Source organism: Promicromonospora sp. AC04, assembly GCF_003058225.1.
GTDB lineage: Bacteria > Actinomycetota > Actinomycetes > Actinomycetales > Cellulomonadaceae > Promicromonospora.
The window spans coordinates 186,223-202,554 of the sequence record NZ_QBUG01000012.1; the positions used below are offsets into that span (position 1 = coordinate 186,223).

Here is a 16,332-nt window from a genome sequence, read left to right on the forward strand (position 1 = left end):
TGTTATGACCTCCGCGCCTGTGTTCTCGCCTCCCAACGCCCCGCTCACCAGGCCCGACCTGAAGGGCACGTTCGGGATGGTGGGCTCCACCCACTGGATCGCCACCGCGAGCGCCCAGGCGGTGCTCGAGCGGGGCGGCAACGCCTTCGACGCGGCAGTCGCCGGCGCGTTCGTGCTGCACGTCGTGGAGCCGCACCTCAACGGGCCGGGCGGCGACATGACGGGCGTCTTCGTCACCGCCCAGGAGCCGAGCAGCCCGCGCGTCCTGGTGGGTCAGGGTCCCGCACCCGCGGGCGCCACCATCGAGCACTATCGGGCCGAGGGCCTCGACCTGGTCCCGGGCTCGGGGGCGCTGGCGGCGGCGGTCCCGGGCAGCGTCGACGCCTGGCTGCTGCTCCTGCGCGACCACGGCACCTGGGAGCTCGGCGACGTCCTCGCCTTCGCGATCGGGTACGCCCGCGACGGTCACCCGCTGCTCGACCGCGTCGCGTCCACCATCTCGATGGTCTCCGGCCTGTTCCGCGACCACTGGCCGACCTCCGCGGCCCGCTGGCTGCCCGACGGCGAGGTGCCCGCCCCCGGCACCGTGGTCACCAACCCGGAGTACGCCGACCTGCTCGACGCCGTCGTCGCCGCGGGCTCGACCGCGGACACCCGCGAGGAGGCCATCGACCTCGCCCGCGCCGAGTGGCGCGGGCGCGTCGGCGAGGCCGTCGAGAAGTTCGTCGGCACGCCCCACCGGCACGCCGACGGCGGCGACCACGCCGGTGTCCTGACCGCCGCCGACATAGCCGGGTTCGAGGCGTCCTACGAGGACGCGAGCACCGTGACGTTCCGCGGTTACACGATCGCCAAGACCGGCGCCTGGGGCCAGGGCCCCGCGCTGCTCGCCGCCCTCAAGATCCTGGAGGGCTTCGACGACGACGCCCTCGACCCGTCAACGGAGCTCGGCGCCCACACGATCCTCGAGGCGCAGAAGCTGGCGATGGCGGACCGCGACGTCTGGTACGGCGACCCGGCCGCCGACGACGTGCCGCTCGCCTACCTGCTCAGCGAGGACTACGCGGCCCAGCGCCGGGCGCTGATCACCGGCGCCGCGAGCCACGAGCTCCGCCCCGGCGATGTGCCCGGCCGCCCGACGCCGCGGATCCCGGCCCTGCGCACCGAGTACGCGACCAGCGCCCCGGCCGGGTCGCTGCCGGGCGCGCCCGGGGGCGGAGCCGCGGCCGGAGTCGGTGAGCCGACGGTGCCCGCCGTGGACCACGGGCACCCCGCCGGAGAGGCCCCGTCCGCGACCGGCTCGACCCGCGCACCGGGAACCGAGCCCGACTCCCCGGAGCACACCGGCGCGACCCGCGGCGACACCTGCCACATCGACGTCGTGGACCGCTGGGGCAACATGGTCTCGGCCACGCCGTCGGGCGGCTGGCTGCAGTCCTCCCCGACGGTGCCCGGCCTCGGCTTCTGCCTGGGCACGCGGCTGCAGATGACGTGGCTGGACGAGGCGTCGCCGTCGGCCCTTACGCCCGGGCGGCGGCCGCGGACCACGCTGACGCCCACGCTCGTGCTGCGCGACGGCGAGCCCGTGATCGCGCTCGGTTCGCCGGGCGGCGACCAGCAGGACCAGTGGCAGCTGCTGTTCCTGCTGCGCGTGCTGGTCGGCGGGTACACCCCGCAGCAGGCGATAGACGCGCCCGCCCTGCACACGACGTCGTTCCCCGGCTCGTTCTGGCCCCGCACCTGGACGCCCGGCGGGGCGGTCGTGGAGGACCGGCTCGGCGACGACGTCATCGCCGGGCTGGAGCGCCGCGGACACGTCGTTACCCGGGCCGGCGACTGGGCGCTCGGCCGCCTGTCCGCCGTGACCCGGGACCCGGCCACCGGCCTCCTGGGCGCGGCCGCCAACCCGAGGGGAGCGCAGGGTTATGCCGCAGGACGCTGACGTCGCGAACGAGCCGACACGGCCCCGCGAGTCGACGCCGCCCGCCCCGAGCTCGTCGGACGAGTCGGGCCCCCTCCTGTCCGTCCGCGGCCTGGACGTCGCCTACGGCGACACCCCCGTGGTGCGCGACGTCGACCTCGACGTCGCGCGCGGCGAGCGGGTGGCGATCGTGGGCCAGTCCGGCTCGGGCAAGTCGACGGTCGTCGCCGCGCTCCTGCGGCTGCTGCCCGGCGCGGGCCGGATCACCGGCGGGACCATCAGCCTCGACGGCGAGGATCTCGCCGCCGCGGACGAGGCCCGCATGCGTACCGTCCGCGGCGGCCGCATCGCGCTGGTGCCGCAGGACCCGGCCACCAACCTCAACCCGGCCATGCGGCTGGGCGACCAGGTCGCCGACGCGCTGCGCGCCGACGGCCTGCGGGGCCCGGCAGTTCGGCAGCGCGTGCTCGAGCTGCTGGCCGAGGCCGGCGTGCCCGAGCCGGAGCGGCGCGCCAAGCAGTTCCCCCACGAGTTCTCGGGCGGTATGCGCCAGCGTGTCCTCATCGCGGTGGCGCTCGCCCGCGAGCCGGAGCTGCTGCTGGCGGACGAGCCGACGTCGGCCCTTGACGTGACCGTGCAGCGGCGCATCCTGGACCACCTGGGGGCGCTGGCCGAGGCGCGCGGGACCGCGATGATCCTGGTCACGCACGACCTGGGGCTCGCCGCCGACCGCGCCGACCGGGTGCTCGTGATGCTCGACGGCCGGATCGTGGAGCAGGGCACCCCCGAGCAGGTGCTGCGTGCCCCGCAGCACGAGTACACACGGCGGCTGGTCGCCGCGGCGCCCGCCGCCGTCGTCACCCAGGGCGAGGCGGGTGCGCGGGGCGAGGCCCGGCCGCCGTCCGCCCCGCCCGCGGGCAGTCCGGCCGACGGCGACCCGGCCGGCGCCGCCGACGTCGTCACCATCCGTGACCTGGCCAAGGAGTACCGGGTGCGCGGGCGCGGCGGGCTGCTGCGCGCCGTCGACGGCGTGTCCTTCGCGGTGCCGCGCGGCGGCACCACCGCCCTGGTGGGCGAGTCCGGCTCGGGCAAGACGACGGTCTCCCGCATCCTCCTGGGCCTCGAGACGCCGACCAGCGGGGAGGCCCTGGTGGACGGGCGGAGCATCGCCGGGGCGTCCCGCACCGAGCGGCGCGCCCTGCGCCGTCGGGTGCAGCCGGTGTTCCAGGACCCGTACGCGTCGCTCGACCCGACCCACACGGTGGAGCGCGTCATCAACGAGCCGCTGCGGATCTTCGGCATCGGCGACCGGGAGTCGCGCCGGGCGCGGGTCGCCGAGCTGCTGGACCAGGTGGCGCTCCCCCGGGACGTCGCCCACCGGCACCCGGGCGCGCTGTCCGGCGGGCAGCGCCAGCGCGTCGCCATCGCGCGGGCGCTGGCCCCCGAGCCGGAGCTGCTCGTGCTCGACGAGGCGGTCTCCGCGCTCGACGTCCTGGTCCAGGAGCAGATCCTGGACCTGCTGGCTGACCTGCAGGAACGGCTGGGTGTGTCGTACCTCTTCATCAGCCACGACCTCGCGGTGGTCCGTGGCATAGCGGATAATGTGGTGGTGCTGCGGCAGGGCCGCGTCGAGGAGCAGGGGGCGGTCGACGACGTGTTCCACTCCCCGCGGGCCGACTACACCCGAGACCTGCTAGGAGCCATCCCCGGTGCCGCTTTCGCCCGATGAGCCTGCCCTCGCCGCCGTCGTGCCTGCCGTCGGCCGCCCCGTGTCCGTCCAGGACGCGATCCGGCGCGACATCATCGCCGGTGTCCTGACCCCCGGCGCCCGCGTCACCGAGACGTCGCTGGCCCAGCGCTACGACGTCTCGCGGGTGCCGGTCCGGGAGGCGCTGCGCGGCCTGGAGAGCGAGGGGTTCATCGACTCCCGCCCGCACGTGGGCTCGCGGGTCGCGCCCATCCCGGTGCACGACGCCGACGACCTGTTCGCGGTGCGGGAGGCGCTCGAGGTGTCCACCGCCCGCAGCGCCGCCCGCCGGGCGGCGGCGCTCTACTCGGGCGACGAGAGCCCCGAGGACTGGTGGCGCATCCGCCGGGAGATCGCCGCCCTGCTCGACGCCGGGGACGCGCACGTAGCCGCCGACGACCTGGACCCCCTCGTCGCGATCAACGACCAGATCCACATCGGGATCGCCGAGCTCAGCGGCAGCGCGACCATGACCCGGCTGCTGCGCCAGCTCTCGTGGAAGATCGAGTGGCTCTACGCCGCCGACGTGCAGCCGCGCGGCAAGCGCCTCTGGCCCGAGCACCGTGTGATCGTGGGCGCCATCGACGCCGGGGACGGCGAGCGGGCCGCCGCGCTGATGGCTGCGCACGTGCGGGAGTCGCGGATCGGCTACCTGCTGCGGTACGGCGTCACGACGCCGAGCTCGGACCCGGTCGTGGCGGCGGCCGTGGAGGAGCGCCGGCCGGCCGACGGCTGAGCGCTGGCGCGCCCGGCGCGGTTACCGTGGGAGCGTGACGACGACCGAGGGGACCGGGGCAGACCACGGGGGTTGCGGCTGCGGGTGCGGGACTCCGGGGCGGGATGCCTTCGTCCGGCTCGGCGCCCGCCCGGCCGATTCGGCCGTCGCGGCCCGTCTGGCGGCGGGCCGGCACGGCGTCGAGCAGGTGCACATCCCCGCGGGCACGTTCACGATGGGCGACTCGTCGGGCGACCGGAACGCCGGTGACGGCGAGACCCCGCTGCACGAGGTGACCCTCGACGCGTTCGAGATCGACGCGACAACAGTCACCACCGCCGACTTCGCGCGCTTCGTCGCCGACACCGGCTACCGCACCGAGGCGGAGACGTTCGGGTTCTCCGCCGTCTTCCACCTCGCGATCGAGGCCGACCCCGCCGACATCATGGGCCCGGCCGACGGCACCCCCTGGTGGTCCGGCGTCCGCGGCGCCGACTGGGCGCATCCGGGCGGCCCGCTCTCCAACATCGAGGGCCACGACGACCATCCCGCAACCCACGTGAGCTGGAACGACGCCGTCGCCTACTGCGCGTGGGCCGGCCGGCGCCTGCCCACCGAGGCCGAGTGGGAGTACGCGGCCCGCGGCGGCATCGACGGCGCGAAGTACCCCTGGGGCGACGCCGAGGTGGACGACGACGGCTGGCGCGCGAACATCTGGCAGGGCACGTTCCCGCGGGCGAACACCCTCGACGACGGCTGGCTCACCACGGCCCCGGTGCGGACCTTCGAGCCCAACGGCTACGGCCTCTGGCAGCCCGTCGGGAATGTCTGGGAGTGGTGCCAGGACTGGTTCGACCCGGGCTACTACCGCCACTCCCCCGCGACGAGCCCGGCGGGCCCAGAGCGGGGCGGCGGGCGCATCCTCCGCGGCGGCAGCTACCTGTGCCACATCTCGTACTGCAACCGCTACCGCAACTCCGCCCGCTCGTCGAACACCCCGGACTCGTCGATGGGCAACGCGGGCTTCCGCACGGTATCCCGGACGGCTGAGTCAGCCAGATAGCTCGGTCACGCCGACGACGTCGGCCGGCTGGTTCCGCTCGTCGAACGCGCCCTGCTGCAGCAGGCAAAAGGGGCACCGACAGTCGCTGGGTTGATGGCTGACACCCTGGAAGTCGGCATGGTGCATGTGTCGAACGTAGGGGTAGTCGCTCCAAGCGGGCTCATGAGGCGAACACCCCTACGCTCGACGGCCGACCTCCGGGAGCGCTTCTCGGTGGCTCAGAGCGCACGGTGGGTCCAGCGGCCTGCCAGCAGGGTGCCCGCCACCGGCATCTCGCGTAGGGCCGCCGCCGCGACATCGGCGTCCGCCTCACCCCCAGCACCCCGCCCGATCGTGAGCGGGTCGGCGTCCAGGACCACGAGATCCGCGGGGCCGCCCGCCACCGGGATCAGGCCGCGCCCGTCGGTCGAAGCCGCCAGCGCCGTCCGCAAGTCGATCCGCTGCTCCGGATGCCAGGGAACACGCCCGTCCCGGGACCGGCTGACGGCCGCCGCTATCGCGAACCAGGGGTCGAGCGGCGCGACCGGCGCGTCAGAGCCCAGGGCGAGCACGGCCCCGGCGTCGTCCAGCGCGCCGTACGGGAAGGCCCGGCCGGTGCGGCCGGCCCAGTGCCGGTCGGCGATGTCGCGGTCGTCCATGGCGTGCTCGGGCTGGACGGACGCCACCACACCGAGCTCGGCGAACCGGGCGAGGTCGGCGGGGTCGAGGAGCTGCGCGTGCTCGACCGAGCCGCGCGCGCCGGTCGCAGCGAACGCGTCCAGCGCAAGGGTGTTGGCGTGGTCTCCGATCGCGTGGATCGCGCAGCGCAGGTCACCGCCGTCGGCCCGCTTCATGAGCGGGACCAGCTCGTCCGGCGGCACGGACAGGATCCCGTGCGCCTCGGGCCCGGTCAGGCCGGGGTACGGGTCGTGGCAGTAGGCGGTGCGTGTGTTGAGCGAGCCGTCGGTGACCACCTTGAACGGCCCCTGCTCCAGCAGGCCGCCCGTGCCCGGCACGATGTCACCGGTGCGCAGGCCCTGGGCGAGGACGTCGTCCAGCCAGGGTGTCCAGACGCCGGCGCGGATCCGCAGCGCGTTGAACCCGGCGTCGAACCGGCGGCACCAGGTGGTGAGGTTGTCGGTGATCTCCAGGTCGACGACACCGACCACACCCCGCGCGGCGGCCGCCGCGGCGGCGTCGGCCACCCAGGCGTCGGTGAGGTGGTCCGGCGCCCGGTCGACGACGGCGGCCAGCGGCAGCCACTCGCTCTCCCGGAGCACGCCCGTTGGATGCGAGCCGACGCCGACGAACCGCAGGCCAGCCGTGTTCAGCCAGGCGCAGTGCAGGTCACCGGACACGAGGACCACCGGGACGGAGCCCGCGACTGCGTCGAGCAGCTCGGCCGTGGGGACGTCGGGCCACAGGCCGTCCCGGAACCCGTAGCCGACCAGCGCGGTCCCCGGCTCGGGCGGCCCCTCGGCGAGGCGGTCGCGCACGAGCCGGACCGCCTCGGCCGCCGAGCGCGCGCCGGACAGGTCGAGCCGACGCCGCACCAGCGCCCACTGCGTGAGGTGCACATGCTTGTCCCAGAGACCGGGCATGACGGTGCGGCCACCGAGGTCGACGCGCTCCACCGGCCCGGCGCCGCCCTCCCGGAACCGCCCGGCCGGCGCGACCCCGGCCACCCGCCCACCCCGCACCAAGATGTCAAACCCCCCGCCGCCCGCCCCGCTGCCCACTGCAGAGTTGGTGTCGAGTGCAGAGCTGGTTGCGGCTGCGCCCCCCGTTGAAGCGATCAACTCTGCACTCGACGGCGGTGCGATCAACTCTGCAGTCGGCGGACGGGCGGGGGCGGTGATCAGGCGGGCGTTTGTGAGCAGCAGCGGCGTGGGGGCGGCGGTCATGCGGCACCTCCGGCCGGGGGTACCGCCGAACCGCCGGCCACGCCGGCAGCGGCGCCGCCGGACGAACCAGCAGCGCCGCCGGACGAACCGGCAGCGCCGCCGGACGAACCGGCAGCGCCGTCGGGCGAACCAGCAGCGCCGCCGGACGAACCAGGAGTCGGGTTGTCGGGACGGCGATCCAGCTCGGCGCGCATCTCGGCCGCGAGCGCCGGCTGCGCGTAGTGCGGGTCCGACCCCAGCGCCGCCACGACCCGCTCGGCGACGGCGCGCGGCTTGTCCTGGCTCAGCTTGGCCTTGCCCTGCCAGCGGGTGACGCGCAGCCGGAACCCGGCGGCGCCCTTGGCGATGCGGTGTGCGTACTCCTCGACCTGGGGCAGCCGGACCGGGTCGGGCATTACCGACTCGTACCGGTCGACGGTGTCGGACAGGATCGCGTACGACTCGTCCGGTCCGAGCAGCTCGACCGTGCAGTGCAGGTGGACCGCCACGTAGTTCCAGGTCGGCACGGCGGGCGTCATGTCGTACCAGCCGGGAGACACGTAGCCGTGCGGGCCCTGCACGATCAGCAGCGACTCGCGGCCGCTGTCGAGCCGGTGCAGCACCTCGTCCGGCCGGCCGACGTGGCTGAGCAGGCTCATCGGCTCGCCCGGCGGCGTGTCCTCCAGCAGGACCGGCAGGTGGGAGGCGACGGGCGCGCCGTCGTCGGCCACCGAGACGAGGGTGGCCCAGCCGTGGGTGCGGACCAGGTCGCGCACGCGGGCCTCGTCCTCGATCTGATAGTCGCCGGTGTCGATCACAAGGTCATCGAACCATCGCGCGGGCGTCGCCCGGCAGGTCCGGTGTGACCGCCGCGTAAAACTTTCATTTCCTTCTGAAACTTCATTGCCCTTCCCATTGACCCCGCGCGACGGCGTCCGCTCAACTGTTCGGCACCCGAGCACCACCCCCGTGCGCGAGAGTGCGCCACCCAGTGGAGGAACCATGAACCCGAGACACCGGCGGCTCACCGGAGTGATCTCGGCCGCGCTCGCGCTGGCCGTCAGCCTGTCCGCCTGCGGATCCACCGCGGGCGACGACGGCGACGACGCCGGCGCGTCCGGCGGCTCCATCAGCGTCGCCGTCACCGACCCGATCCAGACCATCCCCGGCCGGCAGACCGTCGCCTACGACCTGAACATGGCCGTCTGGTCGCCGCTGACCTGGGTCGACACCGACGGCGAGCTCAGCTACGTGGCCGCCGAGTCGATCGAGTCCGACGACGCCACCACCTGGACCGTCACGCTGCGCGACGGCTGGACCTTCCACGACGGCACCCCGGTCACCGCACAGTCCTACGTGGACTCCTGGAACGCCGTCGCATACGGCCCGGACGCCTTCGAGAACTCCGGCCAGCTCGCCGGCATCGCCGGGTACGACGACCTGAACCCGGCGAAGGGCGAGCCGAAGACCACCGAGATGTCCGGCCTCGAGGTCACGGGCGACCTCACGTTCACCGTCACCCTGGACGGCCCCGACGGGCAGTTCCCGATGCAGGTGAGCCAGGCCCAGACCGCGCTGTACCCGATGCCCGCCTCCGCCCTGGAGGACATGGACGCGTACAACACCCACCCCGTCGGCAACGGCCCGTTCGCCGTGGTCGGCGACTACGTGGAGAACGAGCCGATCGAGACCGAGGCGTACGCCGACTACCAGGGCACCGCCCCCACGGTCGACGCCATCTCGTTCGTGCCGTACGCCGATGCCACCACCGCCTACACCGACGTGCAGGCCGGCAACATCGACGTCGCGAGCGTGCCGGCGGCCCGGCTGCCCCAGGCCGCCGCCGACTTCGGGGACCGCCTCCACACGTTCGAGGCGGCCGGCATCTCGTACCTCGGGCTGCCGCTGTGGGACGAGCGGTACCAGGACGTGCGGGTGCGCCAGGCCATCTCGATGGCGATCGACCGCGAGACCATCGACAAGGTCGTCTACGGCGGCCTGTACACCCCGGCCACGGCGTTCACCCCGGCCGTGGAGGCCGGCACCCCCGAGGGCATCTGCGGCACGTTCTGCGAGTACGACCCGGCGGCCGCGAAGGCCCTGCTGGACTCGGCCGGCGGCTTCGACGGCACCATCGACATCTACTACCCGGGCGGCAGCGGCCTCGACGAGCTGTACAAGGCCATCGCCAACCAGCTGCGGCAGAACCTGGGCGTCGAGGCCGTCGCAACGCCGAGCTCCGACTGGGCCGAGTTCTCCGAGACCCGCACCAACGGCGACATCGACGGGCCGTTCTTCTCCCGCTGGGGCGCCCTCTACCCCAGCCAGCAGAACACCCTGCGCTCGTTCTTCGTCGAGGGCGGCGGCTGCCCCAACTGCATCCCCTACTACGAGGACGACGTCGCCGACCTGATCGCGGCGGCCGACGCCGAGTCCGACCCGGCGGCGTCCGCCGAGGCCTACGCGGCAGTGCAGGAGCGGATCCTGGAGGACTTCCCGGCGCCGCCGCTGTTCTTCGAGACGTACTCCTACGTCACCTCGGAGCGCGTCGCGGAGCTGCCCACCTCCGCCGTCGGCAACCCGACGTTCACCGCCGTCGTCCTCGCCGAGGGCGCATGACCGGCCCTGTGACCGGGGCACTCGACGCGGGCCTGCTCGACGACGTGCTCGCCCGCGCCGTCGCCGTCCCCGCGATCAGCGACTTCCCCACCGTCGACGCGCTCCTGGACTGGTTCTCGGCCCTGGCCGACGACCACCCGTCGCTCGTCCGACGGCGGCGCGTGGGGACGTCGCGGCTCGGCGAGCCGATCGACATGTTCTCGATCGGCGACGGGCCGCGGCCGCACCTGCTCTTCGCTGGGGTGCATCCGAACGAGCCCATCGGGTTCCGCACCCTGCAGCACCTGGCCGCCGAGCTGGTGGCCGACCCGGGGCTGCGCGCCGCCACGAACGCCACATGGCACCTCGTGCCGTGCATCGACCCGGACGGGACCCGGCTGAACGAGGGCTGGTTCGGCGACCCCGCCGACCGGGCCGCCTACGCCAGGGGGTTCTACCGCCCGGCGCCGTCGGAGCAGGTGGAGTGGACGTTCCCGTTCGCGTACAAGGACGCGTACTTCGACGACGTCATCCCGGAGACCCAGGCGCTCATGCGCCTGATCGACGAGCTGCGGCCCGAGCTGATGGTCAGCCTGCACAACGCCGAGCTGGGCGGCGTCTACTACTACCTCAGCGAGGACCTGCCCGGCGCGATCGGTCCCCTGCACGCCGTGCCGGCGGCGCTCGGCCTCCCGCTGCACACGGGCGAGCCGGAGTCGCCGGCGCTGGAGCGGCTCGCGCCGGCGGTGTACCGCGCCGGCTCGACCCGGGACGAGTACGACTACCTGGAGTCCCTCGGGCTCGATGCCGCGGCGATGGTCGGCGGCGAGGGGTCGGCGGCCTACGCCCGGCGGCACGGGACCGTCACCCTGATCGCCGAGCTGCCGTACTGGTCGCACCCGGCCGCGGACGACACGAGCGAGACGACGGCGGACTACGCCGACGTCGTCCGCGCCAAGGCCGAGGCGCTCGTCGACCTGGGCACCACCCTGACCGGCCTGCTGGACGACGCCCGGGCCGACCTCACGCTGCGCAGCCCGTTCCTGCGGGCAAGCGAGGCGTTCGTGCCGATGATGACGGCGTCGGGCACCAGCGAGCTCGTGCGCGCGGGGCGGCTCCCGGCGCGGCCCGCCACCGGCGCCGAGGTGTTCAGCAACGAGGAGGTGGTGCGCATGTTCCGGCTGCGCTTCGGCGGCATGCTGGTCCGAGCGCTGGCGGCCGAGGCCTCGGCCGGGCTCGCCACGGCCCGCCTGCACCGCGTGCACGCGCGGGCCCGGGCCCTGTACGACGGCTGGCTGGCGGACGCCCTCGCGGTCACCGGCCTGGAGGTGCTGCCGATCGAGCGGCTCGTCGGCGTGCAGTACGGCGCGACGCTGACGATGTCGCACGTGCTGGCCGCCCGGGGGTCCGGGCTGTCCGGGCTGTCCGGGGAGTCCGGGGAGTCCGGGCGCGGGGGCGGACGCCGATGACCAGGCGCGTCACCCGGCGCCTGGTGGACCTCCTCGTGGTCTTCCTCGGCGTCACGCTGATCATCTACCTCATGGTCTTCGCGCTGCCCGGCGACCCGATCGCCGCCCTCGGCGGCGACCGGCCGCTGGCGCCCAACGTCGTGGCCGAGCTGCGCGAGCGGTATCACCTGGACGAGCCGGTGCTGCAGCAGTACCTGCGCTACCTCGGCGGGCTGCTCCAGGGCGACCTCGGCACCACGTTCCAGGGCCAGTCCGTGGCCGACCGGATGGCCCTGCGCTGGCCCGTGACCATCACTCTGGCCCTGACCGCCTGGGGCATCGAGGTGGTTCTCGGGGTGCTGCTCGGCCTGGTCGCCGGGCTGCGCGCCGGAGCCGTCAGCGACCGGCTCATCCTGGCCGGCACGGTCGTGGCGACCTCGATCCCGGTGTTCGTGCTCGCCGTCTCCGCGCAGCTCTGGCTGGGCGTGGAGCTCGCCTGGTTCCCCGTCGCGGGGACGGGCGAGGGGTGGCCGACGGCGTACCTGCTGCCCGCCGCGGTCATCGCCGTGTTCGGGCTCGCGTCCGTGGCCCGGCTCATGCGCGGCTCCGTCGTAGACACGCTCCGGACCGACTTCGTCCGCACGCTCCGGGCCAAGGGGCTGCGCGAGCGGCAGGTGGTCGGGGTGCACGTCCTGCGCAGCTCCGCGATCCCGGTGCTGACCTTCCTGGCGATCGACCTCGGGTACCTGCTCGGCGGGACCGTCGTGGTCGAGGGCGTGTTCAACCTGCCCGGCGTCGGGCAGCTGCTGTTCCAGGCGATCCGCGCCCACGAGGGACCCACCATCGTGGGCGTGTCCACCGCGCTCATCCTCGTGTTCCTGCTGACCAACCTGCTCGTCGACCTGCTCGCCTCCGTCCTCGACCCGAGGATCCGCCATGAGTGAACCCCTTACCGAGTCCCTGGCCGCCACCACCGCGGCCCCGGCCACCGCACCCGCCATCGCCCGGCGCGGGGTGTGGCGCACGCTGCGCCGTCGTCCGCTGTTCTGGGTGGCCGCGGCGGTGCTCGCGGTGCTCGCCCTGGTCGCGCTGGTGCCGTTGGCGTTCGCCGGCTGGTTCGGCCATCCGGACCCGCGGGCCTGCGACCTGGCCGAGAGCGCCCTGCCGCCCGGCGGCGGGCACGTGCTGGGCACGGACGTGCAGGGGTGCGACGTGTGGGCCAACGTGGTGTTCGGCACCCGCGCGTCCCTCACGGTCGGGCTGCTGTGCACCGCCGTGGCGCTGGCCGTCGCCCTCGTCGTCGGCACCCTGGCCGGGTACTACGGCGGGTTCCTCGACCGGGTGGTGGCGCGGCTGACCGACGTGTTCCTCGGGTTCCCGTTCCTGCTCGGCGCCGTGGTGGTGCTGACGTCGGTCGGCTCGCGGTCCGCCGTCAGCGTCGCCCTGGTGCTGGCCCTGTTCTCGTGGCCCACGATGGCGCGGCTGGTGCGCGGCTCGGTGCGGACCGTGCGCGACGCGCCCTACGTGGAGGCGGCGCGCGCCATGGGCCTGCCGGACCGCCGGATCATCGCGCGCTACGTGCTTCCGAACGCGCTCGGCCCGGTCCTGGCCGTCGCGACGATCATGGTGGGCAGCGTCATCGTGGCGGAGTCCACCCTGACGTTCCTCGGGCTGGGCCTCAACGCGCCGTCCATCTCGTGGGGCCTGCAGCTGTCCAGCGCGCAGGCGTTCTTCCAGACGTCGCCGCACATGCTGGTCGCGCCCGCGGCGGTGCTCACGATCACGGTGCTGGCCATGATCACGCTGGGGGACGTGCTGCGCGACGTGCTCGACCCGAGGGGTCGGTCGTGAGTCCGGCTCCTAGGGTGGGCCCATGACCAGCCACGCCCCCGCTGACCAGCCCGCCGACCAGCCCGCCGACCCCGTGCTCGACGCCGCGGCGGAGCACTTCGTCGAGCAGTTCGCCCTGACCTGGAGCCCGCGGATGGAGGGCCGGATCATCGCGCTCCTGATGATCATGGACCGGCCGTACCTGTCCTCGCAGCAGATCGCGCGACTGCTCAAGGCGAGCGCCGGGGCGGTGTCCACCGGCACCCGGCGGCTGGCCGAGGCCGGATTCATCAAGCGCCACTCGGTGCTCGGCGACCGGCACCACTACTTCCGCGTCGAGGACGACATCTGGGGAAGCTTCCTCGCGGGCGAACGGGCCTACCTGACCCATCTGCGGAACGTGATCGACGACGGGCTGGCGATCGCCGGAGACGCCGACGGCCCGCACAAGCGTCTCGTCAACGCGCGCAACTACATGGAATGGCTTGCCGGGTACCACCGCAAGATGCTCGCCGACTGGGAGGCGTACCGCGACGCCCAGTCGGACGGAACAGGAGAACCGTGACCGTCCCCGACTCCGCAGTCACCAGCGCGTCCCGCTCTGTGTCCGGGTCTGTGTCGGGGCCTGTGTCCGACTCCGTGCCCGACTCCGTGCCCGACTCCGCGTCCGACCCCGTGTCCGGGCTGGTAGCGGGCCCCGGGCCGGATCCGGTCACCGACCGTACGCCGGTGCTCGAGGTCCGCGACCTGACCGTCTCGTTCCGGGTCGACGACGGGCACACACCCTCGGTGCACGCCGTGCGCGGCGTGTCCTTCGACGTGCTGCCGGGCGAGGTGCTCGCGATCGTCGGCGAGTCGGGCTCCGGCAAGAGCGTGACCTCGCTCGCGCTGCTCGGCCTGCTGGGCCGGCACGCCGTCGTCGGTGGCAGCGCCCGGCTCGGCGGGCCCGGGAAGACGCCGGTCGAGCTGATCGGCCTCGAGCGCCGTGCGCTGCAGGACGTGCGGGGGCGCCGCGTGGCGATGGTCTTCCAGGACTCGTCGGGCGCGCTGGACCCCGTGTTCACCATCGGCTACCAGCTCGACGAGATGCTGCGGCGGCACGCGCCCGACCTGTCCCGCGCGCAGCGGCGCGACCGGGCGGTGGAGCTGCTGAGCATGGTCGAGCTGCCCGACCCGGCCGAGCGGCTCAGGTTCTACCCGCACCAGTTCTCCGGCGGCCAGGCGCAGCGGGTGATGATCGCGATGGCGCTCGCCTGCGACCCCGAGGTGCTGCTCGCGGACGAGCCGACGACGGCGCTCGACGTCACCGTCCAGCGCGAGGTGCTGGACGTGCTGCGCCGGCTGCGGGAGCGCGTGTCGACGTCGATAGTGCTGATCACGCACGACATGGGCGTCGTGGCCGACCTCGCGGACCGGGTGGTGGTGATGCGCGGCGGCGAGGTGGTCGAGACCGCACCGGTGCGGCAGCTGTTCGACGCACCGGGGGCGGCGTACACACGGGAGCTGCTGGCCGCCGTGCCCCGCGTGGGAACTCCGGAGCGGCCGAACGGCGCCGTCGGCGCCGAACGGCCCGCCCTCGCGTTCGACGACCTGGTGGTCGAGTACCGCGACCGGCGGGGCCGCGCCGTGCGCGCCGTCGACGGCGTCACGCTCAGCGTGCAGCCCGGCGAGATCGTCGCCCTGGTCGGCGAGTCCGGGTCCGGGAAGTCGTCGATGGGACGCTGCGCACTCGGTCTGGCGCCGGTCACATCTGGCTCGGTGGAGGTGGTGGGCACCCGCCCCGGCCACGACTCACCCCGTGCGGTCCGGGCCGCGCGGGCCCGGATCGGCGTCGTGTTCCAGAATCCCGCTGCCTCGCTGAACCCGCGGTACTCGATCGGCGAGTCCGTAGCCGAGCCACTGCTGGTGCACGCCGGCCTGCGCGGGGCGGAGCTCGAACGGCGCACGGCGGAGCTGCTGGAGAGCGTGGAGCTGCCCGCGGCGTGGGTTTCCCGGTATCCGCACGAGCTCTCGGGCGGCCAGCTCCAGCGGGTGTCCATCGCCCGCGCGATCTCGCTGGGACCGGACCTGCTCATCGCCGACGAGCCGACGTCGGCCCTGGACGTCTCCGTACAGGCCACCGTGCTCGAGCTGTTCCGGGAGGTGCAGCGGTCCCTCGGCTTCGCGTGCCTCTTCATCAGCCACGACCTCGCGGTGGTGGACGAGCTCGCCGACCGGGTCGCCGTCATGCATCGAGGCCGGCTGGTGGAGACGGGCGCGCGGACACGCGTGCTCGGGAGCCCGGAGCAGGAGTACACCCGGCGACTGCTCGCGGCCGCCCCCGTACCCGATCCCGTGGAGCAGGCGGCCCGGCGGGCTGGGTGAGTGCTTGGTGTAGCTCGATTTGGGTTGTTGGCCTCTGTGGTGTGGCCGACGACGGTCACGGCCAGCACGCCAGGTCGGTCTTCTCCATGCCCTCAGCGCGGACGTGCTTCTGGCCGCTGAGGCTTCTAAAGCGGGTCCCGGAGGCAGTCACACGACACCGTGAAGAGTTATCCACAGATTTCAGATCGTACTCGCATGCCATACGAATGTTCGAGACAATGGTGTCAGCGAACAACGACGAGGCCAGCAGGCAACAACGGGACGGGTGGGGGTGGTGGCCGGTGGTGCAGTCGATGAACAACATGCCCGGTGGTCTGCCGCCCGCGGACTCGGTCGAGGAGGCGTTGGCCCGGATCGAGGCGGCGGTCGGTGACCTCGCTGGTCTGACCGGTGCGGAGGTGTTGGACGGGTGGGACGCGCCGAGCATCACGCGGTTGACGCAGGCGCACACCCGGATTCGTCGGGTGACGGGCCGGTTGGACGGGGTGCGGTTCACGCTGCTGCCTCGGATCGAGGCTGAGGGTTCGTGGCGGTCGGGTGGGATGGCGCGGGCGTTCACGACCTGGTTGCGGGTGCGTGAGGGTGTGTCGTCCTCGACGGCGAGGAAGGACATGACGATCGCGCGCCGCCTGACCACCGCGCTGCCGGTCACCCGGGAACGCCTGGTCGCGGGGACGCTGGGTGCGGATCACGCTCGGGTGATGACGGAGGTCGCACCGACCAGTGAGACCCGTCAGGATGCGTTGGCGTGGCTGATCGATGTTCGTACCGGGGAGACGACCAC

General features: G+C 73.7%; 14 protein-coding genes. 11 read left to right on the forward strand and 3 right to left on the reverse strand.

Going from position 1 to position 16,332, the window contains the following annotated elements; all coding sequences use genetic code 11:
* Positions 1-4: 4 nt before the first annotated feature.
* From C8K30_RS26325 to C8K30_RS26340, 4 genes are read left to right on the forward strand one after another with little or no spacing between them, the layout of a single operon-like run.
* Positions 5-1,942 carry a gamma-glutamyltransferase family protein gene (locus tag C8K30_RS26325; RefSeq protein WP_108495858.1) on the forward strand — a complete coding sequence of 646 codons (1,938 nt, stop codon included), beginning with the start codon at positions 5-7 and terminating at the stop codon, positions 1,940-1,942.
* The gene (locus tag C8K30_RS26330; RefSeq protein WP_233257480.1) at positions 1,926-3,650 is read left to right on the forward strand and encodes an ABC transporter ATP-binding protein; all 1,725 of its coding nucleotides are present in this window, start codon (positions 1,926-1,928) and stop codon (positions 3,648-3,650) included. The genes C8K30_RS26325 and C8K30_RS26330 overlap by 17 nt, the downstream gene beginning before the upstream one ends.
* The gene (locus tag C8K30_RS26335) at positions 3,631-4,404 is read left to right on the forward strand and encodes a GntR family transcriptional regulator (RefSeq protein ID WP_233257481.1); all 774 of its coding nucleotides are present in this window, start codon (positions 3,631-3,633) and stop codon (positions 4,402-4,404) included. The genes C8K30_RS26330 and C8K30_RS26335 overlap by 20 nt, the downstream gene beginning before the upstream one ends.
* 34 nt (positions 4,405-4,438) lie before the next feature.
* Positions 4,439-5,446 (forward strand): formylglycine-generating enzyme family protein, encoded by a 1,008-nt coding sequence (locus tag C8K30_RS26340; protein ID WP_369941317.1) that lies wholly within the window; start codon positions 4,439-4,441, stop codon positions 5,444-5,446.
* Here the strand turns inward: C8K30_RS26340 and C8K30_RS30805 are convergent.
* The 3 genes from C8K30_RS30805 to C8K30_RS26350 form a co-directional block, all read right to left on the reverse strand.
* On the reverse strand, positions 5,435-5,572 hold the full coding sequence (locus C8K30_RS30805; protein WP_158281127.1) for a hypothetical protein: 138 nt from the start codon (positions 5,570-5,572) through the stop codon (positions 5,435-5,437). The two genes, C8K30_RS26340 and C8K30_RS30805, sit on opposite strands and share 12 nt — an antisense overlap.
* Positions 5,573-5,664: 92 nt before the next feature.
* Positions 5,665-7,110 (reverse strand): amidohydrolase, encoded by a 1,446-nt coding sequence (locus tag C8K30_RS26345; protein ID WP_369941320.1) that lies wholly within the window; start codon positions 7,108-7,110, stop codon positions 5,665-5,667.
* A 215-nt stretch (positions 7,111-7,325) separates the two neighbouring features.
* Complete coding sequence (locus C8K30_RS26350; RefSeq protein ID WP_233257482.1) at positions 7,326-8,126, reverse strand: FMN-binding negative transcriptional regulator; 801 nt, start codon at positions 8,124-8,126, stop codon at positions 7,326-7,328.
* Positions 8,127-8,310: 184 nt separating this feature from the next.
* On the opposite strand from C8K30_RS26350, the gene C8K30_RS26355 reads away from it, so the two are divergent.
* The 7 genes from C8K30_RS26355 to C8K30_RS26385 all read left to right on the forward strand — a co-directional run.
* Entirely contained in the window at positions 8,311-9,927 is a 1,617-nt protein-coding gene (locus C8K30_RS26355) for an ABC transporter substrate-binding protein (RefSeq protein WP_108495859.1), read from the forward strand.
* Positions 9,924-11,375 carry a M14 family zinc carboxypeptidase gene (locus C8K30_RS26360; protein ID WP_108495860.1) on the forward strand — a complete coding sequence of 484 codons (1,452 nt, stop codon included), beginning with the start codon at positions 9,924-9,926 and terminating at the stop codon, positions 11,373-11,375. The genes C8K30_RS26355 and C8K30_RS26360 overlap by 4 nt, the downstream gene beginning before the upstream one ends.
* Positions 11,372-12,298: an ABC transporter permease gene (locus C8K30_RS26365; protein WP_108495861.1), complete on the forward strand. Its 927-nt coding sequence runs from the start codon at positions 11,372-11,374 to the stop codon at positions 12,296-12,298. The genes C8K30_RS26360 and C8K30_RS26365 overlap by 4 nt, the downstream gene beginning before the upstream one ends.
* Positions 12,291-13,205, forward strand: coding sequence for an ABC transporter permease (locus tag C8K30_RS26370; RefSeq protein ID WP_108495862.1), 915 nt, complete (start codon positions 12,291-12,293; stop codon positions 13,203-13,205). The genes C8K30_RS26365 and C8K30_RS26370 overlap by 8 nt, the downstream gene beginning before the upstream one ends.
* Positions 13,206-13,227: 22 nt before the next feature.
* Entirely contained in the window at positions 13,228-13,749 is a 522-nt protein-coding gene (locus C8K30_RS26375) for a GbsR/MarR family transcriptional regulator (protein WP_108495863.1), read from the forward strand.
* Between the two features lie 110 nt (positions 13,750-13,859).
* The gene (locus tag C8K30_RS26380) at positions 13,860-15,548 is read left to right on the forward strand and encodes an ABC transporter ATP-binding protein (RefSeq protein ID WP_233257490.1); all 1,689 of its coding nucleotides are present in this window, start codon (positions 13,860-13,862) and stop codon (positions 15,546-15,548) included.
* A gap of 41 nt (positions 15,549-15,589) precedes the next feature.
* A partial coding sequence (locus C8K30_RS26385) for a DUF222 domain-containing protein (RefSeq protein ID WP_146197604.1) occupies positions 15,590-16,332 on the forward strand: 743 nt, incomplete at its 3' end.

Coding starts and splice junctions, on each gene's coding strand:
- C8K30_RS26370 (WP_108495862.1), top strand. CDS start 12,291: ATGAGTGAACCCCTTACCGAGTCCCTGGCCGCCACCACCGCGGCCCCG.
- C8K30_RS26360 (WP_108495860.1), top strand. CDS start 9,924: ATGACCGGCCCTGTGACCGGGGCACTCGACGCGGGCCTGCTCGACGAC.
- C8K30_RS26330 (WP_233257480.1), top strand. CDS start 1,926: ATGCCGCAGGACGCTGACGTCGCGAACGAGCCGACACGGCCCCGCGAG.
- C8K30_RS26365 (WP_108495861.1), top strand. CDS start 11,372: ATGACCAGGCGCGTCACCCGGCGCCTGGTGGACCTCCTCGTGGTCTTC.
- C8K30_RS26325 (WP_108495858.1), top strand. CDS start 5: ATGACCTCCGCGCCTGTGTTCTCGCCTCCCAACGCCCCGCTCACCAGG.
- C8K30_RS30805 (WP_158281127.1), bottom strand. CDS start 5,572: ATGCACCATGCCGACTTCCAGGGTGTCAGCCATCAACCCAGCGACTGT.
- C8K30_RS26375 (WP_108495863.1), top strand. CDS start 13,228: ATGACCAGCCACGCCCCCGCTGACCAGCCCGCCGACCAGCCCGCCGAC.
- C8K30_RS26355 (WP_108495859.1), top strand. CDS start 8,311: ATGAACCCGAGACACCGGCGGCTCACCGGAGTGATCTCGGCCGCGCTC.